Origin of the sequence: Pluralibacter gergoviae ATCC 33028 = NBRC 105706 (assembly GCF_001598855.1) — a bacterium.
Lineage (GTDB): Bacteria > Pseudomonadota > Gammaproteobacteria > Enterobacterales > Enterobacteriaceae > Pluralibacter > Pluralibacter gergoviae.
In genome coordinates, this window is record NZ_BCZS01000013.1 from 113,961 (window position 1) to 136,376 (window position 22,416).

The window sequence follows — 22,416 nt, forward strand, 5'->3', positions numbered from 1 at the left end:
CGGCGGGCCCGACATGAAGTGGCTTAAAACACGCTGACCCACATCGCGGATATCGGCATCGCCAGCACCAGTGAGGGCAGCATATTGGCGACCGGAAAGAGCTTGATGCCGCAGATGCGAAGCCCGGTGGCCACCATCAGCACGCCGCCGACGGCGCTGAAGTCCGCCTGCATCTGTGCGTTGGTGAGCGGCAGGATAAACACTGCGCTCCAGGCCAGCGCCAGCTGAATGATCAGCTGCGGAAAGGCGATAATGGCAACCGCAAAGCCCAGCGAGGTGGCAAAAATGGCGGCGGTAAACAGGTCGAGGAACGACTTGGCGATAAGGACGCTGGTGTCGCCGGTCATCCCTTCGTTCATCGCGCCGAAAATACCGGTGCCGCTGGCGCAGAACAGGACGATGATCGCCACGTAGCTCTGCAGGAACTTCTCATGCTCCTCGTCGCTGACTTTTTCGACGCGCAGCAGGATCTCAACCAGTCCTTTGGCCTTGCTGCCCAGCCGGCCAATGCCTTTTTCCAGATAGACCAGCTCGCCGAGCAGGGCGCCGAGGATGACGGAGAGCACCATCACCGGCATGTGCGCCACTTTCATTACCAGAACAATGCCCATGCACAGCGACGTTGCGCCGAAGATGAGCGGCATACTGGTGCGCACGCGCTCCGGCAGGCGCGTGCTCAGCATGGCGCCGGCTAATCCGCCGAGCAGCACCGCCGCGCCGTTGATATAGGGACCCATAATCACGATTCGTTTCTCCCGCGTGTTAACGTCAATGTTTCGCCCCAGCGGGGCAGCTCCTCACAGTCGAGACCGAGCAGCCCCAGCGCCCGGGCGGCGCTGTGGCTGACTATCTCTTCCACGCTTTGCGGACGTGCGTACATCGCCGGCACCGGCGGAAAGACGATGGCGCCGGCTTCGGTGACGTACTGCATGTTGCGCAGGTGCCCCGCATGCAGGGGCGTTTCCCTGACCATCAGGACCAGCCGGCGGCGCTCCTTGAGCACCACATCGGCTGCCCGCGTCAGCAGGTTGTCCGTCAGGCCGTTGGCGATGGCGGCCAGGGTGTGCATTGAGCAGGGCGCCACCACCATGCCGTCGGTGCGAAAGGATCCGCTGGCGATGGCCGCGCCGACGGCGCGGATCGGATAGACCTCGTCCGCCATCGCGGCCACGTCGTCGGCGCTAAGATCGGTTTCGTGTTCGCGATTGAGGTGTCCCGCCGCTGAAATGACCAGATGACTCTCCACCTCCAGCAGCCGCAGCAGCCGCAGCACCTGCACGCCGTACGAAAAGCCGGATGCGCCGCTGATGCCGACGATAACGCGCCTGCGCTTTGCCGCTTTCCCTGACATGGCGCCTCCTTACTGGATAAAGCCCGGAATAAAGCGGCTTACGTCCACTTCCAGAAATTCGCTGCGCTGGAAGTTAGCCTTCAGATCGTAGGGCACGGTGCAGTCGAAAATCGCTTTACAGGCAATACCGTGGGCCCGTACCGACGGGCTGAAGGCCGGATCGGAGGACGGGTCGAGCGGATGGCAGCGCACGCCGGGAATAAAGATGGTGCTGACGTCGCCCTGATAGCGGGTGGTCATCGCCCACATCACGTCGTTCATATCGAAGATATCGACGTCCTCGTCCACCAGCATCACGTGCTTGAGTTCAGAGAAGGCGGAGAACGCCAGCAGCGCGGCCTGGCGCTGGCGGCCTTCGTCGGCTGGGGTGCGCTTTTTCACCTGCAGCACCGCGAGGTATTTGCCGGTGCCCGGCGACGGGCAGTGAACGTTCTGCACGAAGCCCGGCAGGGCGCGCTCCACCATCTGCAGAATACTGGCTTCGGTGGGGATCCCGGCCATGTTGGTGTGCTCATCGCTGGGCCCGATGCAGGTCTGGAGGATCGGATGGCGGCGGTGGGTGATGGCCTTCACTTTGATCACCGGCACGGCAGCCTGCGCGGCGCCGGTATAGCCCGGAAACTCCGGCATCGCTTTGCCGGTGTGGGTGTTCTGGTCTTCCTGAAGCCGCACGTTAGGCAGCAGCTCCCCTTCGATAACCACTTCGGCGTTGGCGATAGCCCGGGCGTTCACCGTCACGCAGTCGCTCAGTTCAACCGCCTGCTGGCGCAGACTGCCGGCAATGGAGAGTTCGTCAAAGCCGAGCGGCGTAGTCGGCGGCTCAAAGCAGGCGCCAATTTCAATGGCGGGATCGACGCCGATGCTGATGGAGATAGGCAGCGGTTTACCCGCCGCTTCCGCTTTCTGGCGGAAGACGTCGAGATGGCGGCCCGGCACGAAGTACATTGAGATCTCATCTTTGCTCTGCACGCACAGGCGGTGGATGGTCACATCGTGATCGCCGGTTTCCGGATCGGCGGCGTAGCACATGCCCAGGGTGAAATAGGGGCCGGCATCTTCAGGGGTATTGGTGGGGGCGGGCAGGATCTTGAGAATATCGAAATCCGGATCGGAGGCGAGATGGACGACCTCCTGGCAAACCGCTTTTTCGCGAGGGATAACGACCGGCGGGATCGGATGGCTGGCGGCGTCCTTGAGCATAAACGCCAGCTTCTCCGGCGCGGTGCCAAACAGGCGGGCGACGCGCTTGCGTGACGACAGCAGGCCAATCAGCACCCGCATATCATCGTAGCCTTTGACCTTATTAAAAATCATCGCCGGGCCGATGCGGGTCGGGCGTTTGACGGTGCCGTGGGCGCCGACGTAGCGGTAGACGCCGGACAGTTCGGCGATCGGATCAACCGGCTCATCGGTGTAAATCAGCTCATCGTCGTACTGGCTCAGCGCGGCAATCGCCGAGCGCAGATCGATCACTTTATTTTCCTTTTCAGACATTATTGAGTCCTCCTCGAACTCTGCTCACTAAGGCTTGGCCGACGCGAAAGGGCGGCGCCGGGCATAACATTGACGCACGGCCCCGGGTGCTGGCCGCAAATTCAACATCTTGATTGCTCTCTAGTTTCTGGAGTGAGGCGGTTGGAGTCCAATAATAAATACCCTAAGATTAATAATGAATTATTATCAGATACGCTATGGTCAAAGGACGGATCGTGGACATTAAACAGCTACAATCATTTCTTACGCTGGCGGAGGAGCTGCACTTTGGGCGTGCGGCCCGGCGCCTTAACATTGCGCAGCCCGCCCTGAGTCTGCACATCAAAGCGCTGGAGCAATCCCTGGGGCTGGCGCTGTTTGCCCGCGACCGGCGCAGCGTCACCCTGACCTACGAAGGCGAGCGCCTGACGCAGGAGGTGCGCGCCGTTCTTTGCGCGCTCAAGCAGCTGCAAAGCTGCGCGCAGGGACTGCGCAGAGGGTACAGGGGGCGCATCCGCATAGGCTATGTCGGATCGTCGATTCTCGATCCCGGCATCACGATGTTAATTAATCATTACAGAAAGAAAAATCCGCAGGTGGATATCACCATCGAAGAACATTGCGTTAACGAACAGATTACGCTGCTGCTCGGCGACGGGCTGGATATCGGTATTCTTCGCGCGCCGATCCCGCACTACGATGAACTGCACTCGCTCAATGCCACCACGCGCCCGCTGGTGGCGGTGCTGCCCCGCAGTCACCCGGCGCTCGCCGGGCGGCGCATTTCGCTGAAGGCGCTGGCCAATGAGCCGTTTTTGATCCAAAAAGATCCGCCCGGCGTCGGGCTAGGCTGGTCGGCGCTGACGGCCTGCGAGCGGGCCGGATTCGTTCCGCGCGATATTCGCTTTACCCGCGATGTCTCTTCGGCGATGGGGCTGGTATCGATGGGCATGGGCGTGACCCTGGTGCCGGAGACGCAGCTCTCCGCCATGCTTGCGGATATCGGCTACTGCCTGCTTGACGATCCGCAGGCTACCACCACGCTGCAGATGTGCTGGCCGCGTCGGGCCGCCGGTACGCCGCTGCTAAGATTTGTGCAGGACGCCCGGGAACTGTTCTGCTAGCGGCCCGCCTGGCCGGTGCTGCTGAAGCGCTGGCGGTAATCGGAAGGCGATACCCCAATCCGCTTTTTGAAGGTGCGGCGCATGTGCTCCTGCGAGCTGAACCCCGCCGCAAAGGCGACCTGCTTCAGGCCGTGCGCCGAGGTTTCCAGATACTGGCGGGCCAGCTCCAGGCGGACATTCTCAATAAACTGCGTCGGCGACAGCCCGGTCTGCTTTTTCAGCGTGCGCATGAAATTGCGCTCGCTCATGGCGAAGGCGGCGGCCAGCCGGTGAATGCTGATGCTCTCCTGCGGGGAGTCCAGCACCCGCCCGCGCAGCCTTGCCGCCAGGGAGTGCTCCTCATTCTGGCTCTGCAGCAGGGCGCTGAACTGCGACTGCCCGCCCTGGCGCTTGAGATAGACCACCAGTTCCCGGGCCACGTCCAGCGCCACCTCGCGGCCAAAGTCATCCTCGACGATAGAGAGCGCCAGATCGATTGACGCGGTGACCCCGGCGGAGGTCCAGATTTTGCCCTGCCTGATAAAGATGGCGTTGCTGTCAACGTTAACGGCAGGATAGCGCTGCTGCAGCTTATCGGAGACCCGCCAGTGGGTAGTGGCCCGCAGGCCGTTGAGCAGCCCTGCCTCCGCCAGAAAGAAGGAGCCGGAGCAGAGGGCGACAAGCTCCCTGACCCGCAGGCCGCTGTTTTTCAGCCAGGCAACGATCTCGCCGTTTTCGACCACGGCGTTCTCGATATCCGGCGAACCGAGCAGAATAACCCGCCCGTTAAGCAGATCGGGCGAGGCGAGGGGGACCGTTGCCAGCAGGCTGATATGATTATCTGACATCACCGGCCCCGGCGCGGACGCGGCAAAGGCGACGTCATAGCCCGGCGCTTTGCCCGCCGCGGCGAGCCGGGCGTTGGCGTAGTTGAAGACGCTGAGCGGACCGGTGGCCTCAAGCAGCTTGAAGCCAGGATAGAGGACGATTGATATCAGTGATGTTGCCAAAGCTGTCCCTCATTAGAGCCAAAAGAAAAGGTCCACCGGCGCGCTGATGGACCTTTTCATCAGCGCAATCAGGCGAGCTGCAGGAGCTTCTCTTTCAGCGATTTCGCGGTAGCTGCCGGGTTGGCAGCATTATAGATCCCGCCCCCGACGACCGCTGTTTCGGCACCTGCTGCGGCGACGATATCGACCGTATCGAGGGTGATGCCGCCGGCAACGGCGAATTTCACGTCAGTTCCTGCGATAGTAGCAAGAAGCGCCGGCAGGGAGTAACCCTCCTGGGCCTGCTCGTCCAGTCCGGCGTGCAGCTCAACGGTTCCGACGCCGAGCTTCCGCAGCTCGTCGATGCGCGCCAGCCGGTGCGTCGGCGGGACGCCGATCAGATCGACGACCACCGATTTCCCCAGCTTATTTGCAGCATTTACTGCCCCTGCGATGGTTCCATCGGCGGCAACCGCCAGCACGGAAACGGCATCGGCCCCAGCGTTTAAGGCCAGTTCGGCCTCCAGCGCGCCGGCGTCCATGGTTTTCAGGTCGGCAAATAAAAATTTATCCGGCCAGCGGGATTTAATTTCACGCAATACCGACAGCCCCTCTATTTTTATCAGCGGGGTGCCCACTTCAATAATATCGACATAGGGGGCGATATCATTTAATAAGTTAACGGCGGCGTCGGTGGACAGCAGGTCGAGTGCAACTTGTAGTTTCATTATTTACTCCATATTAGCGTGGCGGGCCCACAGCACTTCCGCGGGCTGAGCGCTCATCTTCCACAGCAGATGGAAAAGCGCGTCGAGAAGAAGAACGGTGGCCTGCTCAAACAGCGAGCCGGCGTACTGAACGGAAACGGTGCGCTGATGCGCATCTTTGACCGCAGCGTGCAGCACGATCTGCTGCTGGGCGTAGTCTGCGAGCGGGCTGCGGGCATCGGCGACGATCGCCAGCACGGCCGCGCCGACGGCCTGCGCCTGCTGCGCGGCGCTGAGGATCCCCGGCGTTCTGCCGGAGCCGGAGGCCACCAGCAGGACGTCGCCTTCGCCGATGGCGGGGCAGGTGACGTCCCCCACGGCGTGCGCCTCCAGGCCGAGGTGCATAAAGCGCATGGCGGCCATTTTCACCGCCAGGCCGCTGCGCCCGGCGCCGTAGAAAAAAAGGCGCCTGCCGCGTTGCAGCGCCTGAATAAACGGCGCGAGGCTCGCTTCATCTATTTCGGAAAATAGCGTGGACAGCTCGGTAAATATTTTCTGAAAAACAACCGACGGCATTGGAATAGTTTTTTCCATGGCATAAATCCCGTGCGTTAAATGAATAACGGCAGGGTAACAGAGGCGAAATAGCGGAAAAATAGCGGCGGCGGGGTCTGTCTGAATAGGGAGGCGGGTTGTCCGATTTACGCGGATGTCGGCATAACGTTAAGGATTTATCGGGCGTCGGGCCCGCCCTCAGGCGGACCCGGCGCGATCAGGGGCGGTCGCTCCGCTGGCCCGCCGCGCGGCGGTACTCTTCGCGCAGGGCGGCGATGAGCGCCGCCGCCGGCATTTCCCGAAGCAGGTTGACGCCCTGTCCGGCCCAGTGGGCGCCGTAGCCCTCCTCACCCTGCGCTCTGGCGGCGGTTGCCAGCGCTTTACCCGCGTCGTAGGCCAGCGGATAGGGGGCGATGGCGCGCGGATCGGCGCGGCGGCCCAGCGCGCAAAAGGCGTTATCCACGCAGCGGGCGGGGCGGCCGGAGATGGCGGCGGTCAGCCAGGTCCGGCGCTCGCCGGGGGCGGAGAGCGCCCGGCGGTAGCCCTCGTCGGCGGCGGATTCCGGGCAGAGCAGGAAGGCGGTGCCCAGCTGGACGCCGTCGGCGCCGAGCGTCATGGCGGCATGAATACCCGCTCCGTCCATAATGCCCCCGGCGGCGATGAGCGGAATATCAAGATGGGGCCTGAGCAGCTGCACCAGCGCCAGCGTGCTGCTCTGGTAGTCCACGTCGTTCAGATCGAACGTGCCCCTGTGGCCGCCCGCCTCAATGCCCTGGGCGATGACCATATCAATGCCCGCCGCCCGGATCTGCCGCGCCTCGTCGAGGCAGGTGGCGGTAGCGGCAAGCATAATGCCCCTGTCGTGCAGGCTGGCAATGGTCTGCGCGTCGGGCAGGCCGAAGTGGAAGCTGACCACCGCCGGGCGCTCCGCGAGCAGCATCTCCAGCATTTCCCGGTGGCCGCGGAAGCTGGCGTAGATCTCCGCGAGCCGGGCGGGCGGTTCGGCGTGAAAACGGGCAAACTGCGGGCGCAGGACCTCAACCCAGGCCGCTTCGGCGGCGGCGTCCCTGGCGGGCGGCGCGTGGCAGAACAGATTGACGTTGAAAGGGCGGTCGGTCAGCGCCCGGGTGCGGCGGATGGCCTCCTGCGCGCGGGCAACGCTGCTGGCGCCCAGCCCCAGAGAGCCCAGCGCTCCGGCGTTGCTGACGGCGGCGGCCAGCTCCGGCGTGGAGACCCCGGCCATCGGGGCCTGGATCAGCGGAATATCAATAGCAAGGTACTGGCTAAGTCGGTCAGACATGGGATTCTCGTCGGTTGAGGGCGCCGCGGTGGTGGGCACAAATGATACAACATTGCAGGATGTAACATTTTTTGCCATGCTTTAACACTCAGGATATATCTCTATTTGGCGCTAATCACAAAAATGGAATTGATAACATGAGTGAGAACAGTACCGCAGCAAAGAAGCCGGTAAGCCAGATTAACAAAGCGGTTTTTTTCACATCCGCTTTGTTAATATTCCTTCTTGTCGCTTTTGCCGCCATGTTCCCCGAGCAGGCGGACAGCAGGCTTAAAGTCCTGCAGCAGCAAATCTTCACCAACGCCAGCTGGTTTTACATACTTGCCGTTGCCCTCATCCTGCTGAGCGTGACCTTCCTCGGTCTGTCGCGCTACGGCGATATCAAACTCGGGCCCGATCACGCCCAGCCGGACTTCAGCTACCACTCATGGTTTGCGATGCTCTTTTCCGCCGGGATGGGCATTGGCCTGATGTTCTTCGGCGTGGCGGAGCCGGTGATGCACTACCTGTCGCCGCCGGTGGGGACGCCGGAAACCGTGGAGGCGGCCAAGCAGGCGATGCGCCTGACCTTCTTCCACTGGGGGCTGCACGCCTGGGCTATCTACGCCATCGTGGCGCTGATCCTCGCCTTTTTTAGCTACCGCCACGGCCTGCCGCTGACCCTGCGCTCGGCGCTCTATCCGATCATCGGTGAACGCATTCACGGACCGATAGGCCACGCGGTGGATATTTTTGCCGTCATCGGCACGGTGTTTGGCGTGGCGACGTCGCTGGGCTACGGCGTGCTGCAGGTTAACGCCGGGCTTAACCACCTGTTCGGCGTGCCGGTTAATGAAACCGTACAGGTGATCCTGATTGTGGTCATTACCGCCCTGGCGACCATTTCCGTGGTCTCCGGCCTCGATAAAGGGATCCGCATCCTCTCCGAGCTGAACCTCGGGCTGGCGGTGCTGCTGCTGGCCCTGATCCTGATCCTCGGCCCCACCGTTCTGCTGCTGAAATCTTTTGTCGAGAATACCGGCGGCTACCTCTCTGAGCTGGTGAGCAAGACTTTTAACCTCTACGCCTACGAGCCGAAGTCCAGCAACTGGCTGGGGGGCTGGACCCTGCTCTACTGGGGCTGGTGGCTGTCGTGGTCCCCGTTTGTCGGCATGTTTATCGCCCGCGTATCGCGCGGACGAACCATCCGCGAATTTGTCACCGGCGTGCTGTTCGTTCCGGCGGGCTTCACGCTGCTGTGGATGACCGTTTTCGGCAACAGCGCCATCGATCTTATCGCCACGAAGGGTGCGACCGACCTTGCTGCGACGGTGCAGCAGGATACCGCCCTGGCGCTGTTTAATTTCCTTGAACACTTCCCGTTCTCCAGCGTGCTCTCGTTTATTGCGATGGCGATGGTCATCGTGTTCTTCGTCACCTCCGCCGACTCTGGGGCGATGGTGGTGGATACCCTGGCGTCCGGCGGCTCCAGCAATACGCCGGTCTGGCAGCGGATCTTCTGGGCCGCGCTGATGGGCGTGGTGGCTATCGCGCTGCTGATTGCCGGCGGCCTGAGCGCGCTGCAGACGGTGACCATCGCCAGCGCGCTGCCGTTTTCGGTGATCCTGCTGATCGCGATTTACGGGTTGCTCAAGGCGCTGCGGCGCGACTTAACCAAGCGCGAAAGCCTCAGTATGGCGACCATTGCGCCGACGGCGGCGCGCAACCCTATTCCGTGGCAGCGCCGCCTGCGCAACATTGCCTATCTGCCCAAGCGCTCGCTGGTCAAACGCTTCATGGATGAGGTGATCCAGCCCGCCATGGTGCTGGTGCAGGAGGAGCTGAATAAGCAGGGAACGGTCAGCCACATTAATGACTCGGCTGACGATCGCATCGGTATTGAGGTCGATTTAGGCAACGAGCTGAATTTCATCTATGAGGTCAGGCTGCGCGGCTACAGTTCACCCACCTTTGCGCTGGCGGGCATGGATAACGACGATCAGCAGTCGGAGCAGCACAAATATTATCGGGCTGAGGTCTATCTTAAAGAGGGCGGCCAGAACTATGACGTCATGAGCTGGAACCAGGAGCAGTTGATCAACGACATTCTCGATCAGTATGAGAAGCACCTGCACTTCCTGCATCTGGTCCGCTGACGGATAACGCACCGCCCGCCGGGGCGGTGATTGACTGAGCATCACAATAAGAGGCGAACATGGCGTCACGCTGGCAGTGGGTTCTGGCACAAACCTGTCGGAAAATCTGGTTCCGGGCGACGCTGTTTGCCATTGCGGCGGCGATCACCGCGCTGCTCTCCATCGTGTTCAAATCGGCCATTCCGCCCGCCTTTTCCGTCAGGGTCGGCGCGGATGCGGTCGACAGCATCCTCAATATTCTGGCGTCCAGTATGCTGGCGGTCACCACCTTTTCGCTGAACATCATGGTGGCGGCCTACGGCTCGGCAACCACCAACGTGACGCCGCGCGCTACCCGGCTGGTGGTTGAGGATGCCACGACCCAGAACGTGCTGGCGACTTTTATTGGTTCATTTCTCTTCAGCCTGGTGGGCATCATCGCGCTGAGTATGGGGGCCTACGGCGACCGGGGGAGGGTGATCCTGTTTGCGGTGACCCTGGTGGTCATCGCGCTCATCCTGATTACCCTGCTGCGCTGGATCCAGCACTTAACGTCGCTGGGGCGGGTGGGGGAGACGACGGCGCGCGTTGAGCAGGCCGCCTGCGAGGCGCTTACGGCGCGCGCGCAGGCGCCGTGCCTCGGCGGTTATCCCTGGCTTGAGAGCGATAAACAGCCCGCCGGTACGGTTCCGCTCTATCTCCAGAGCACGGGATATGTTGAACATGTGGATATTGATAAGCTGGCGTCCCTGCTTAAGGGCACTGCGCTCCACGTCTATCTTGTCGCGCAGCCCGGCACTTTCGTCCATCCGACCAGACCGGTGATGTTTGTGACCGATGGCGAAGAGCGCGATCTGCTCTCCCGGCTGTCCGATACGCTGAGCATCGGCGAGGTGCGCTCTTTCAACCAGGATCCCCGCTTCTGCCTGTGCGTGATGGCCGAGATCGCCAGCCGCGCGCTCTCCCCGGCGGTTAACGATCCGGGTACCGCCATTGACGTCATCGGTCGTGGGGTCCGGGTACTCTCAACATTTGCGCAGCTGCAGCCGGAAAAAAACGCCGTCCAGCATCCGAATATCCACATTGCGCCGCTCGCCGCCGACGCGCTGTTCGATGACTTTTTCTCCCCCATTGCCCGCGACGGGGCGGCAATGAGGGAGGTGGAGATAAAAGTCCTCAAGGCGCTGGCTCTGCTGGCTGACGGCTGGCCGGAAAGGTATGGCGAAACCGCGCGCCAGCATGCCGCAGAGGCCCTGCAATATATTGAGCGGGCCGGCTACGTGGCCGCAGATAGACGGCGTATTCTCAACTTGCATCATTCATTATTTCCCCGCGCTGGCGATTAAAGACGTAAATACCGGGGCGACAATTCCCCTTTATTCTCTATGTTAATTGTGCGGAGATTTAATGCTTTTGTTATATTCATCACAAATCTACATTTAGCCGCCAGAGCCCGTTTGCAACCGGGAAAAATAGTGGTATGTTTCCCCGGGTTGATATACAGGATTGCTACTGTCTGACAGGCAAAACCTAAGTCCTCCACGGCATCGTTCGCCGTGGAGGACTTAGGTTTTTTTTTGCCCGTCGTTTATGTGGCACTTCTTTAGACGTATTTCATTCTCGTGAAAATACACTCCCGCGCGGCTGATTATTTTCGCGACAGCATGCTATCGAATAAATACAGGTAATAACAATTGCCGCGGCTTCTCTTTGCCTGAAATACTCAAACACAGGTTTTACTATGATGAAAAATAAAAATATCTGTACTGCGCTGTGCCTGTTTTCCTTAATGTCTGCCTCTCCTCTGACCCTGGCGCAGGAGGCGGAGTGGAATAATACCGTTCTGGGTTTTACGCCGCCGCCGGATCCTGTTCTGGGGGAAATGCTCGGCATTCGCAAAATTCTTAACGATAACGGATTCACCTACAACCTGGGTTATTTGCACGAGATTTCCTGGAACGGCGGCGGCGGCTATAACCACGACTCGCACGTGGCCTATATTGACCAGTTTTCGCTGACCTTTAATCAGGACCTCGAGATGTGGACCGGGATCCCGGATGCGCGCATTGAGGGTAATATCGTTAACCGCAACCATGACGATGACCTCACCACCCGGCGCCTGCAGGACCCGAGGGTTAACTTCAACGATCTTTCCCAGGAGAGCTGGGGCGGCGGCTCGGTAACGCGCCTCGGCTGGCTGACCTTTGCCCGCAGCTTCGACGATCGCCGCCTGACCTGGCGGGTCGGTTTGATGAACAAAGTGCAGACCTTCGACCAGATCATTCCCTGCGATTTCCAGCTGCTCTCTCAGTGCGGCGGTAAATCGGCCAACTCGCTGACCTGGAACAACTGGCAGATCCATACCTGGGGCTCGGTGTGGGAATATAAGCTCACGCCGGTGGTCACCCTTAAGGGCGGCATCATGGAGCAGAACCCGAAAGCTGCGACTCGCAACCACGCCTGGAGCTGGTCAACGCGGGGCAGTAAAGGCTTCCTGCTGCCGATGGAGGTCGAAGCGAAGCCGATGATTAACGGCCTGCCGGGGATTTATAACTTCGGCCTGCTGTTCACCAACGCGCCGCAGACTGACCTTTACAGCGGCAGATCCGGCGGCGCCGGGGCTAACGATCCGGACGGCTATAAGGAGCACAACCGCACCTGGTTTATGTATACCGGCTTTAACCAGCAGATAACCCGCCATAAGGACGATCCGCTGCGCGGGCTGAGCACGTCGTTCAGCATGAGCCTCTCCGATCAGCGCAGTAACTATATTCACTCCGAATATGCGGCTACCCTGCGCTACCGGGGCCTGTTTGACGCCCGTCCGGAAGACTGGATTGGCTTCGGTCTGACCTACATTGATATGAGTAACCACTACTCGCGCAACCAGCGCGCGCTCAACGGCCTTAGCGGTATTACCGACTACAGCAATCCGGGCTATGCGCCGGTGCCGGGCCACTCGATTAACGGCGAATTCTACTACCGCTTCCGGCCGGTGAAGTGGCTGGAGCTGCAGCCGGGGCTCCAGTACTGGCACCATCCGGGCGGGATCTCCCGCACCCAGGACGCGTGGGTTACCGAACTCAAAACGGTGGTCTCTTTCTGATAGCCTGTTGAGGTGGTAAAACAAAATCATTATCGATCGGCGTCACGTTTTATTCTGCGACGCATTGAGGCCGGTGATGAAACTGATAGAGTGCCAGGATTGGATTGTTACTGCTGCGGCAGGCAAAACCTGATTTTCCGGCACTCGCCGGAGGTCAGGTTTTTTTGTTTCTGGGGTACCGATGAAAATCGCCAAGGTTCTCAATAATAATGTGGTGGTGGTTGAGGATGAAAGCGGCCGTGAGCAGGTGGTCATGGGGCGCGGACTTGCTTTTCAAAAGCGCGTCGGCGATGTGCTTGAGTCCGACAAAGTGGAAAAAGTGTTCGCGCTGCAAAGCGACGTGCTGGTGCAGCGGCTCGGCGAGCTGCTAAGCCAGATCCCGCTGGAGGTGATGACCACCTGCGACCGCATCATTGAGCTGGCGGCGCAGCGCCTCGGCAGGCTGCAGGAGAGCCTCTACATCACGTTGACCGATCACTGCTGGTTTGCCATTGAACGGCAAAAGAAAGGGCTGGCGATCAAAAATGTGCTGCTGTGGGAAACCCGCCGCCTCTATCCGAAGGAGTTCGCGCTGGGCCAGGAGGCGCTGGCCATCATCGCTAAACGGCTCGACGTTGACCTGCCCGAAGATGAAGCGGGGTTTATCGCCCTGCATCTGGTGACCGCCCAGCTGAACAGCGAAATGCCCGAGGTGATGCACGTGACCCGGGTGATGCAGGAGATCCTGCAACTGGTGAAGTACCAGCTGCGGCTGGAGTACGACGAGGAGTCCCTCAGCTATCAGCGCTTTGTGACGCACCTGAAATTCTTCGCCCAGCGTATGCTGACCCGCACCGTGGTGCCCGATGATGACGCCGGGCTGCATAGCGCCGTCAGGGATAATTATGGCAAGGCCTGGCTGTGTGCCGAAAAAATAGCCCGGCATTTGCATAAAAGCTATCAGCGGGATTTAACCACCGAAGAGATTATGTTTCTCGCCATTCATATAGAGCGAGTCAGAAAAGAAGCACGTTAATCTAAAACTCTGGATTGTTACTGCGGTCGCAGGCAAAACCTGAGCGCGGCGATTTAAACATCGCCGTTCTCGGGTTTTTTTATTTTTATACTCAGTCAGCCGGGGCGGCTATTACCGCTCCTGCGTAAGGAAATCGAGATGGAATATCAAGCATTGGCAAAAGATATTCTCGGCCACGTCGGCGGCAAAGAGAATATTGTCAGTCTGGTTCACTGCGCAACCCGCCTTCGCTTTAAGCTCAAAGAGAATCAAAAAGCGGATGCCGAAGGGCTGAAGAAGAATCCGGGCGTTATTATGGTCGTGGAGAGCGGCGGCCAGTTTCAGGTGGTGATTGGCAATCACGTTCACGACGTTTGGCAGGCGGTAAGAAGCGAAGCGGGCCTCGGCGACGGCGCCCCGGCGGCCGCTGACAAAGGCGACAAAACCTCGCTTCTCGGCCAGCTTATCGACATCGTGTCGGCCATTTTCACCCCTTTCATCGGCGTCCTCGCCGCCTCCGGTATCCTTAAGGGGCTGCTGGCCCTGGCGCTGGTCTGCGGCTGGCTGAGCCCCGACGGCGGTACCTATAAAATCTGGTTTGCGGCAAGCGACGCGCTGTTTTACTTCTTACCGCTGGTGCTCGGTTATACCGCCGGGGTTAAGTTTGGCGGCAATCCGTTTATTACCATGGTCATCGGCGGCGCGCTGGTGCATCCGATGATGCTTGAGGCCTTCAGCGCCAGCCAGCAGGCCGGCGCGGCGGCGCAGACCTTTCTCGGCGTGCCGGTTATCTGGTTCAACTACAGCGCCTCGGTGATCCCGATTATTCTTGCCGCCTGGGCCTGCTGCTGGTTGGAGAAGAAGAGCGCGCGCCTGCTGCCGGCGTCGATGAAAAACTTCTTCGCGCCGCTGATTTGTCTCGCCGCGATCGTGCCGCTGACCTTCCTGGTCATCGGCCCGGTGGCCACCTGGCTTAGCCAGCAGCTGGCGCACGGCTACCAGTGGATTTATGCCCTCGCTCCGTGGCTGGCCGGCGCGGCGATGGGCGCGCTCTGGCAGGTGTGCGTCATTTTTGGTCTGCACTGGGGGCTGGTGCCGCTGATGTTCAATAACCTGGCGGTCCTCGGCCACGACTCGATGCTGCCGATGCTGCTCCCGGCGGTGATGGGCCAGGTCGGCGCCGCTTTTGCCATCTTCCTGCGCAGCCGCGATCTGCGGCAGAAAGCGCTGGCGGGCTCGGCGGCTACGGCGGGCATTTTCGGCATCACCGAGCCTGCGGTCTACGGGGTTAACCTGCCGCTGCGCCGCCCGTTTATTTTTGGCTGCGCCGGCGGCGCCGTCGGCGGGGCGATTGTCGGCTTAAGCGATACCCACGTTTATTCGGCGGGCTTTGCCAATATATTCACTTTTGCGCAGATGATCCCGCCGGGCGGCGTTGACGCTACGCTGTGGGGCGGGATCGTCGGCGCCGGCGTCGGTCTGATCCTGGGCTTCGTCCTGACCCTGGTCGCGGGCCTGCCGGCTGCCGGCAGCGAGCCGGCCCCGGCCGGACTCGACGTCGGCGAAGATGATGTGCTGTCGCCGATGACCGGCAGCGTGCTGCCGCTTGAGCAGGTGCCGGACACCACCTTTGCCAGCGGACTACTCGGGCAGGGCGTGGCGATTATTCCCGCTGAAAATAGCGTTTACGCGCCGTTTGCGGGCACGGTCTCTTCGCTGTTCCAAACCAGACACGCTATCGGGCTGCTGAGCGACAGCGGCATCGAGCTGCTGATCCACGTCGGCATTGATACCGTCAAGCTTGATGGCAAACCTTTCACCGCCCACGTCCAGCCGGGCGACAGGATAGCCCCCGGCGATCTGCTGCTGACCTTCGACAGGCAGGCCATTCTCAACGCCGGTTACGATCTGACGACGCCGATCATCATCACCAACAGCGAGAACTACGGCGAAATCATCACCGAGGCGGCAGGCGCGGCGGCGGCCGGTAAGCCGCTGCTTAGCCTCAGCGAACGCCCGAAGGCGGAGGCGGCGACGTTAGCTGCCCCGGTAGGTTGAATATCCGTACTGACTCAGCAGCAGCGGAATATGCAGCTTCTCGTTGGTGCGGGAGACGCTGAACAGCACCGGCACCTCCGGGAAGAAGGTCTTCGCTTTCTGCTGGTGGAAATAGTCCCCGGTTTTGAAGGTGACCCGATAGACGCCCGGCGTCATATCTTTATCCTGCGGATAGAGCGACTTAATGCGGCCATCGTCGTCGGTTTTGCCGCTGGCAAGCGTTGTCCAGCCGCTCTGCTGCTGCTGTTCAAGCGTGACCGTCACGCCCGGCGAGGGCAAGCCGGTTTGCTGGTTGAGGATATGCACGCTCAGCGTCCCCTGAGGGGCGGCAAGGACGGCAGGGGCGGCCATCAGGGCCGGGAGAAGCATCAGGACAGCATATTTTTTCATGTTCTATTCCCATCGGTAAGTGACCCTGAAAACGTAGCACTTTCCCGCCGCCGAAATCGTAAATTTTTCGTGATAACTTTTAGGGTTCAGCGGCTTAGCCTCACCGGGTTCGTGAAGTTATGAACATAGAGCGATACCGCTTACGTAATAGGCGGGCAGAATACGATAGGTTAGGCGTATTGCAGCTCAGCGACCGTCTACTCCGCCTCATCCCCGTAGTAGAGCTTGCCGATGCGGATAATGTCCCGACCCTGCGACTTGCGGTGCAGGTTGGAGTCTCTGAGCGAGTAAACGCAGCCGCAGTACTCCTGCTGGTAGAAGCGCTCGCGCTTGCTGATCTCAATCATTCGCGATGAGCCGCCCTGCTTGCGCCAGTTGTAGTCCCAGTAGACCAGATCCGGATAGGGTTCTGCCGCGCGGTGGCCGCAGTCGTTGATCTGCTGCATGTTCTTCCAGCGCGAAATCCCCAGCGAGCTGCTGATCGCCCGGAAGCCGTGCTCGTGGGCGTAGAGCGCGGTGCGCTCGAAGCGCATATCGAAGCACATGGTGCAGCGCACGCCGCGCTCCGGCTCCCACTCCATGCCTTTGGCCCGCGCAAACCAGTTATCGGTATCGTAATCGGCATCGACGAACGGCACGCCGTGCTTTTCGGCAAAGCGGATGTTCTCCTCCTTGCGGATCAGATACTCCTTCTGCGGATGGATATTCGGGTTGTAGAAGAAAATCGTGTATTCAATGCCCGAGGCCTGTATTGCCTCCATTACCTCGCCGGAGCAGGGCGCACAGCAGGAGTGCAGCAGCAGCCTGTCGGCGCCGTCCGGCAGTTCGAGCTGCGGTCGTTTGAAATCGGTCATCGCAAAATTCGCTGTTGAGGGTTACGCATAATGGCTGATTCTAACATCTGAATCACAAAATGGTGACCTTCGCCTTACCTGACGGTCACCCAGCGCCACCCCAGGAGTACCGTCGCCGCCACGATGGTGGCGAACGCCGCCGCGTGCATCGCCAGATCGCCCGGGTGCAGGTGCAGCGGATGGCAGAACGACAGCAGGGTGACGGCCATACAGCCGACGCCGCAGCCCGCTGCAGAGAGGCTGCGCAGCGGCGTCAGGGTGCGGGTGCGCCGGATCCAGATGATGGCCAGCAGCAGCATCGGCACGCTGACCGTCACCATAAAGGCGTAGCAGCGGGTTTCGCTTAGCGCGTGGCCGGTTAGCGGCGCGTGGCCGATGCTGAACAGCAGCGTCGCGCCCCACAGCAGCAGCAGCGGCGCAAAGGTCCGCCAGCCCAGCGGCCGGCGGCCGGCAATGCTGATAATCAGCGCATTGCGCACGGCAAAAAAGCCGGTGATAAAGGCCAGCAGCAGCTGCAGCGCGGCCAGCACCGCGCCGGGCTGCAGCCAGTCGGTGCTTTCTCGCGGCACCAGCAGACTGGCGAGCCAGCCGCAGGGCAGGGCGACCAGCGTCCAGCTCAACGTCCGCCACTCAACGCGCTGCGGGCGCGTCACCGGGCTCGCCGCGCGGCCCAGCTGTTCAATTAACGCATTATGGTCAGTCATGATTCGCTCCTGAGCGGCGCAGCGCATTCAGCGCCCGGTGCAGCAGTGATTTGACCGCCGGAACGGTCAGGTTATTCTCCCGGGCCGCCTGGGCAAGCGTCATCTCCTGCAGATGAACGTGCTCAACTATCCGACGCTGGCGGTCCGGCAACTGATTCAGGTAGAGGGCCAGCTCCTCGCGGGCCTCCTGGCGATCGGCCTGCGGCGGGGCGGTTAAGCCATCCTCTTCTTCATCTGCCGACACCTCCCTGCGCCGCTGACGCCCCTGACGGCGGAGGGCGTCGATAGCCCTCGCCCGGGCAATGGCGACCAGCCACGGCATAAACGGGCAGGTCGGATCGTAGGTGTGGCGAATGCGGTGCAGCGTGAGCAGCACGTCCTGAACGGTGTCTTCCACCAGGTCGCGGCTGGCAATCTGCCGGCTGACGATGGCGCGCACGGTGGGAACCAGCGCGCGCAGCAGCCGGGTATACGCCTCGCCGTCGCCGGCCTGGGCGCGGGCCATGTACTCGGGCCAGGCCGCCTGCGGCAGCCGCGCGTCGGTCATGCCCGGCTCACGCCTTTTTCCCCGCAGCCTGGTCCAGGGCGTTGACGACAATCGCCGGGGTCAGCACCTGCGGCAGCACCTGCGGCTTACCGCCGTCGGCGGGATAGACCACGTACAGCGGCAGGCCGCCCTGGCCGAACTGGCTCATGGCGTCGTCGATATCGGCGTTAAATTTGGTGGAGTCCGCCACCATATACAGCGTGCCGGTGCGGGCGAGGGCGCTTTTTACCGCCGCCGTCGACAGCGACGTTTTATCGTTCACCTGGCAGGTGATGCACCAGGAGGCGGTAAAATTGACGAAGATGGCCCGGCCGTGGCCGCGGTTCTCCGCCACAGCCTGCGGCGACCAGACCATCGGCACCTGCGTCTGCCTTGCGACCTGCGGCGCGTTGGCGGGCTTCATCACGCCGGGCAGCGGGGCAATTACCGCCAGCACCAGCAGCGCGGTGGCAGCGTACATCAGCCGGTAGCCGCGCCCGAGCATCTGCCGCTGCTGGGCCATGCCGTAAAGCCAGGCGGCAAAGCTGAGGATGACCGAGCCGGCAAGCAGCGTTGCCAGCGCGGTGCTGCCGGCCTGCTGCGCGAGGACCCACACCAGCCAGGCGTAGGCGCCGAACATCGGAAAGGCCAGCGCGCGCTTAACGATGCCCATCCACGGGCCCGGGCGCGGCAGCCGGCGCGCCAGGGCCGGGAACAGCGAGATAAGCGTAAACGGGGCGGCGAAGCCGACGGCGAGGGCGAAGAAAATCGCCAGCGCGACGGCGGGCGGCTGCACCAGGGCGTAGCCGATGGCGCCGGCCATAAAGGGCGCCGAGCAGGGCGTGGCGACGACGATCGCCAGCGCGCCGGTCAGCGCCGAGCGCAGGAATGCCCCGCGCCCGATAGCGATCTCCCCGGCGCGCTGCATCGAGAGGCCGACCTCAAAGACGCCGAGCAGATTCAGGGCTGCGCCGAGGATCACCAGCGCCAGCGCGGCGATAACCAGCGGCGACTGCAGCTGAAAGCCCCAGCCGACGGCGCTGCCGCCGGCGCGGATCGCCAGCAGTATGCCCGTCAGCACCATCATCGCCGCCAGCGTCCCCAGCAGAAAGCCTATGCCTTCAGTGCGGGCGCTGGCCGCGTCGCCGTCGTGGCGCATCAGGCCCAGCGCCTTCAGCGAGACGATAGGAAAAACGCAGGGCATGACGTTAAGAATAATGCCGCCCAGCAGGGCGGCGAGCATGGCTGTTAGCATTGTGCGTAGTGCCTCAGGAGTGCGTTTGCGCGTACTGCTTCACCGCGGCCATCGTCTTCTCGATGTGCGCGTCGGGATTGCGGTCGGTGTAGCTCAGCAGAATTTTGCCGTCGGGAGCGATCACGAAAGAGGTACGGTCCGACAGCGTTTTGCCGTTCATCTGCATCTGGGTCTGGTATTCGCCGGCCACTTTGGCCCCCGGATCGGCGGCGACGGCAAATTTGTTGCGGCACTCGACCTCGGAGAATTTATCGACCTGATCGATATTGCCCGCCGTTACGCCGACCACCGTGGCGCCGAGCTTATTGAACTGGTCGGTGGCTTCGGCAAAATCGTGGGCCTCCAGGGTACAGCCTTTGGTGAAGGCGGCGGGGAAGAAGTAGAGCACTACCGGCCCCTTCTTCAGCGCCTGCTGCAGAGAGAAGTCCATCGGCTTGCCGCCCAGCGCGGCCTTGAGGGTGAAGTCCGGCGCCTGGGCGCCCTTTTCCAGCGCCGCGCTGGCGGTAAAGCTTGCGAGGGTCAGCGCCGCGGCGGCGCACAGCAGGGAGAGGCGATGTTTCATGGTAGGCTCCAGTAGCAAAAGTGTGTTGTCATTTATCAGTTCGTTAGAACGCTAATAAAAGTTTCGCTGCTGGAAAAATTTCTGCCACTTTCTTTTCCGCCGGGGCCGGAAAGGCTGACCGGGCGGGCGCCCGGTCGCGGTATTAACACGCTATGCGCGATTATCGCTGAGGGCGTTAAGCACCTTCAGGGCCGATTCCGGCAGCGTCAGCGCCGCAGCGGCCAGGTTCTGCTCCAGGTGCGCCAGCGACGAGGTGCCGGGGATCAGCAGAATGTTGGGCGAGCGCTGCAGCAGCCAGGCCAGGGCCACCTGCATCGGCGTGGCGTCGAGCGAGGCCGCAACATCGTTCAGGGTCTGCGAGTCCAGCGGCGTAAAACCGCCCAGCGGGAAGAAAGGCACGTAGGGGATATGCTGCGCCGCCAGGGCGTCGATCAGCGCGTCGTCCCCGCGGTTGGCGACGTTATAGAAGTTCTGCACGCAGACGATATCGGTCATTTTCTGCGCGTCCGCAACCTGCCTGGCGGTGACGTTACTCAGGCCGATGTGGCGGATAAGCCCGCGCTCCTTGAGCGCGATAAGCGTCTCAAGCGGCTCTTCCAGCGGCCCCTCTTCCGGCCCGTGGGTGCCGTGCATGCTGCGCAGGTTAACCACGTCCAGCGCCTCCAGGCCCAGGTTACGCAGGTTATCCTCCACCGCGCGGGTCAATTCCGGCGCGCTCAGGGCGGGCAGCCAGTTGCCCTGCTCATCGCGGCGGGCGCTGACCTTGGTGACGATGGTCAGGTTATCCGCATAGGGATGCAGCGCCTTTTTAATGATCTGGTTGGTGACGTGGGGGCCGTAAAAGTCGGAGGTATCAATGTGGTTGACGTCCGCCGCCACGGCGGCCTGCAGAACCTTCACCGCCATGTCGGGATCTTTGGGCGGGCCGAACACCCCGGGCCCCGCCAGCTGCATAGCCCCGTAGCCGAGACGATAGACCTCGCGATCTCCAAGTTGACAATGGCCGGACTGCGTAACGCTGGACATAGCTCTTTCCTCTTAAATGGCAACGACGTCAGTGTAGCGCCGTTGCCCGAAGAATAAAGCAGTAACCTTATCCGAGGAACATCACCGAGACGCAGAGCAGGCCCACGATCAGGGTGATCAGGCTGCCGGTGGAGCGGTAGGGCCGCAGGGAAGGGATCAGATAGGTTGAAACGGTCGGCATAATAAACAGGATCATCGCGATCAGCGGGCCGCTGATGGCGTAAATCATCGACATGGCGTTAGGGTTAATGCAGCAGACGAGGAACGTTACCGCCGAGACCAGCACAATCGAGGTGGCGCGGTTGAACGCCCGGCTCTTGCGCACCCCCAGCTGATTGAGCGAGGCGCGAACGATCTCGCTGGCCCCTTCAATCACCCCGAAGTAGGTGCCGAGAAACGACTTCGACATGGCGACAATCGCCACCACAATCCCCGATACCGCCAGCCAGTGCGGCGCCGAGGGCAGCATCGCCAGCGCCGACAGGATGGTGACGCCCTCATCCTTGGCGTGGGTAATGTAGCTCTCGGGGATCGCCAGCAGGCAGCTGAAAACGAAGAACAGCACGCTCAGGCAGATGATCAGATAGGCAATGCGCATGATTTTTTTGCATTTATCCATAGCGCCCGCGCCGAATTTCTCCCGCCGGTCGATGGCGAAGGTGGAGATTATCGGGGTATGGCTAAACGCAAAAACCATCACCGGAATCGACAGCCACACCTGGTGCAGGGTGTGCGCGTTCAGGGTGAGCTGGCCGCTAAAGCGCGCGGGCTCCCAGCGGCCGGTCAGGTAGAGCGAGAGGAACAGGAAGTAGGCAATCAGCGGGAATACCAGGAATCCCATCACCTTCAGCGTCGCGTGGCGGCCCATCAGGAAAATCAGGTTCAGCACCAGCACCACGCCGAGGCTGACCAGCATCCGGATACCGGGCGTCACGCTCATCTGTTTTGCCAGCTGTTCGGTCAGGGAGTTGGTGATGGCCACCGCGTAGATAAGGATCACCACGAAGAAGGCGATGAAATAGAGCGAAGTGATGAGGTTGCCGATTTTCTTGCCGTAGTAGTGGCTCACCGCCCCGGTAATACCGACGCTGGCCGGCAGATTGCTGGCGAGAATAAACTGGCACAGCGCCCGGTGGGGCCAGTAGGTCAGCGGCCATGCCACGAGGGCGGTAATCAGAAGCACCATCGCGCCGGCGGAGCCGAGCTGAATCGGCAGGAACAGGGTGCCGGCCCCTACCGCAGTACCATATAAGGCGAAACTCCACAGCGTCTCGTCTTTTGACCAGATTCTCGACATTAGTTGAACTTTTAAACCAGATTAGTAAAAAATGAGGGCGAATTTATCATAT

Annotated in this window: 21 protein-coding genes; 6 read left to right on the top strand and 15 right to left on the bottom strand. The window is 61.3% G+C overall.

The genetic code is table 11. From position 1 onward, the window contains the following. Positions 1 to 23: 23 nt before the first annotated feature. Genes ENGE1_RS14525 through ENGE1_RS14535 form a run of 3 tightly spaced genes read right to left on the bottom strand, consistent with a single transcriptional unit; the run spans position 24 to position 2,845 of the window. On the bottom strand, positions 24 to 743 hold the full coding sequence (locus ENGE1_RS14525) for a DUF554 domain-containing protein (RefSeq protein ID WP_043082144.1): 720 nt from the start codon (positions 741 to 743) through the stop codon (positions 24 to 26). After that, positions 740 to 1,351, bottom strand: coding sequence for a UbiX family flavin prenyltransferase (locus tag ENGE1_RS14530; RefSeq protein ID WP_048254095.1), 612 nt, complete (start codon positions 1,349 to 1,351; stop codon positions 740 to 742). Before ENGE1_RS14530 ends, ENGE1_RS14525 begins: the two co-directional genes overlap by 4 nt. Positions 1,352 to 1,360: 9 nt before the next feature. Further along, a complete protein-coding gene (locus tag ENGE1_RS14535; RefSeq protein ID WP_043082146.1) occupies positions 1,361 to 2,845 on the bottom strand; it encodes a UbiD family decarboxylase in 1,485 nt (494 codons plus the stop codon). 215 nt (positions 2,846 to 3,060) lie between these two features. On the opposite strand from ENGE1_RS14535, the gene ENGE1_RS14540 reads away from it, so the two are divergent. Further along, positions 3,061 to 3,948 carry a LysR substrate-binding domain-containing protein gene (locus ENGE1_RS14540; protein ID WP_048254117.1) on the top strand — a complete coding sequence of 296 codons (888 nt, stop codon included), beginning with the start codon at positions 3,061 to 3,063 and terminating at the stop codon, positions 3,946 to 3,948. On the opposite strand, the gene ENGE1_RS14545 is transcribed toward ENGE1_RS14540, so the two are convergent. From ENGE1_RS14545 to ENGE1_RS14560, 4 genes are all read right to left on the bottom strand, one after another. After that, positions 3,945 to 4,937, bottom strand: a complete 993-nt coding sequence (locus ENGE1_RS14545) for a GlxA family transcriptional regulator (RefSeq protein ID WP_048254096.1) — start codon at positions 4,935 to 4,937, stop codon at positions 3,945 to 3,947. The genes ENGE1_RS14540 and ENGE1_RS14545 overlap by 4 nt on opposite strands. Before the next feature lie 68 nt (positions 4,938 to 5,005). Beyond that, on the bottom strand, positions 5,006 to 5,644 hold the full coding sequence (gene hxlA, locus ENGE1_RS14550) for a 3-hexulose-6-phosphate synthase (protein ID WP_048254097.1): 639 nt from the start codon (positions 5,642 to 5,644) through the stop codon (positions 5,006 to 5,008). Positions 5,645 to 5,647: 3 nt separating this feature from the next. Beyond that, a complete protein-coding gene (gene hxlB / locus ENGE1_RS14555) occupies positions 5,648 to 6,217 on the bottom strand; it encodes a 6-phospho-3-hexuloisomerase (RefSeq protein WP_086499150.1) in 570 nt (189 codons plus the stop codon). A 178-nt stretch (positions 6,218 to 6,395) separates the two neighbouring features. Continuing rightward, on the bottom strand, positions 6,396 to 7,478 hold the full coding sequence (locus tag ENGE1_RS14560; protein WP_048254118.1) for an NAD(P)H-dependent flavin oxidoreductase: 1,083 nt from the start codon (positions 7,476 to 7,478) through the stop codon (positions 6,396 to 6,398). Positions 7,479 to 7,615: 137 nt separating this feature from the next. Here ENGE1_RS14560 and ENGE1_RS14565 point away from each other — a divergent pair, with 137 nt between their 5' ends. The 5 genes from ENGE1_RS14565 to bglF all read left to right on the top strand — a co-directional run bounded on the left by ENGE1_RS14565 (position 7,616) and on the right by bglF (position 15,750). Then, positions 7,616 to 9,613 carry a BCCT family transporter gene (locus ENGE1_RS14565; protein WP_043082150.1) on the top strand — a complete coding sequence of 666 codons (1,998 nt, stop codon included), beginning with the start codon at positions 7,616 to 7,618 and terminating at the stop codon, positions 9,611 to 9,613. Positions 9,614 to 9,672: 59 nt separating this feature from the next. Then, positions 9,673 to 10,938 (top strand): DUF2254 domain-containing protein, encoded by a 1,266-nt coding sequence (locus ENGE1_RS14570; protein WP_048254098.1) that lies wholly within the window; start codon positions 9,673 to 9,675, stop codon positions 10,936 to 10,938. A gap of 443 nt (positions 10,939 to 11,381) precedes the next feature. Beyond that, the gene (locus ENGE1_RS14575) at positions 11,382 to 12,698 is read left to right on the top strand and encodes a carbohydrate porin (RefSeq protein ID WP_225823435.1); all 1,317 of its coding nucleotides are present in this window, start codon (positions 11,382 to 11,384) and stop codon (positions 12,696 to 12,698) included. A 181-nt stretch (positions 12,699 to 12,879) separates the two neighbouring features. Beyond that, positions 12,880 to 13,713 carry a BglG family transcription antiterminator LicT gene (licT, locus tag ENGE1_RS14580; protein WP_048254099.1) on the top strand — a complete coding sequence of 278 codons (834 nt, stop codon included), beginning with the start codon at positions 12,880 to 12,882 and terminating at the stop codon, positions 13,711 to 13,713. Positions 13,714 to 13,851: 138 nt separating this feature from the next. Next, entirely contained in the window at positions 13,852 to 15,750 is a 1,899-nt protein-coding gene (gene bglF / locus ENGE1_RS14585; protein ID WP_048254100.1) for a PTS beta-glucoside transporter subunit IIABC, read from the top strand. On the opposite strand, the gene uraH is transcribed toward bglF, so the two are convergent. The 8 genes from uraH to ENGE1_RS14625 form a co-directional block, all read right to left on the bottom strand. Next, positions 15,730 to 16,140 (bottom strand): hydroxyisourate hydrolase, encoded by a 411-nt coding sequence (gene uraH, locus ENGE1_RS14590; RefSeq protein ID WP_048254101.1) that lies wholly within the window; start codon positions 16,138 to 16,140, stop codon positions 15,730 to 15,732. The two genes, bglF and uraH, sit on opposite strands and share 21 nt — an antisense overlap. Before the next feature lie 197 nt (positions 16,141 to 16,337). Continuing rightward, positions 16,338 to 16,994 (bottom strand): epoxyqueuosine reductase QueH, encoded by a 657-nt coding sequence (locus tag ENGE1_RS14595; protein WP_043082154.1) that lies wholly within the window; start codon positions 16,992 to 16,994, stop codon positions 16,338 to 16,340. 74 nt (positions 16,995 to 17,068) lie between these two features. Then, positions 17,069 to 17,698, bottom strand: a complete 630-nt coding sequence (locus tag ENGE1_RS14600) for a DUF1109 domain-containing protein (protein WP_043082155.1) — start codon at positions 17,696 to 17,698, stop codon at positions 17,069 to 17,071. Continuing rightward, a complete protein-coding gene (locus ENGE1_RS14605; protein ID WP_048254102.1) occupies positions 17,691 to 18,245 on the bottom strand; it encodes an RNA polymerase sigma factor in 555 nt (184 codons plus the stop codon). Before ENGE1_RS14605 ends, ENGE1_RS14600 begins: the two co-directional genes overlap by 8 nt. A gap of 7 nt (positions 18,246 to 18,252) precedes the next feature. Next, positions 18,253 to 19,479 carry a protein-disulfide reductase DsbD family protein gene (locus ENGE1_RS14610; protein ID WP_048254103.1) on the bottom strand — a complete coding sequence of 409 codons (1,227 nt, stop codon included), beginning with the start codon at positions 19,477 to 19,479 and terminating at the stop codon, positions 18,253 to 18,255. Positions 19,480 to 19,492: 13 nt separating this feature from the next. Next, positions 19,493 to 20,041: a peroxiredoxin gene (locus tag ENGE1_RS14615; RefSeq protein WP_043082159.1), complete on the bottom strand. Its 549-nt coding sequence runs from the start codon at positions 20,039 to 20,041 to the stop codon at positions 19,493 to 19,495. A gap of 150 nt (positions 20,042 to 20,191) precedes the next feature. Continuing rightward, positions 20,192 to 21,067, bottom strand: a complete 876-nt coding sequence (locus ENGE1_RS14620) for an oxidoreductase (protein WP_048254105.1) — start codon at positions 21,065 to 21,067, stop codon at positions 20,192 to 20,194. 67 nt (positions 21,068 to 21,134) lie between these two features. Continuing rightward, positions 21,135 to 22,364: an amino acid permease gene (locus tag ENGE1_RS14625; RefSeq protein ID WP_048254106.1), complete on the bottom strand. Its 1,230-nt coding sequence runs from the start codon at positions 22,362 to 22,364 to the stop codon at positions 21,135 to 21,137. Positions 22,365 to 22,416: the final 52 nt, after the last annotated feature.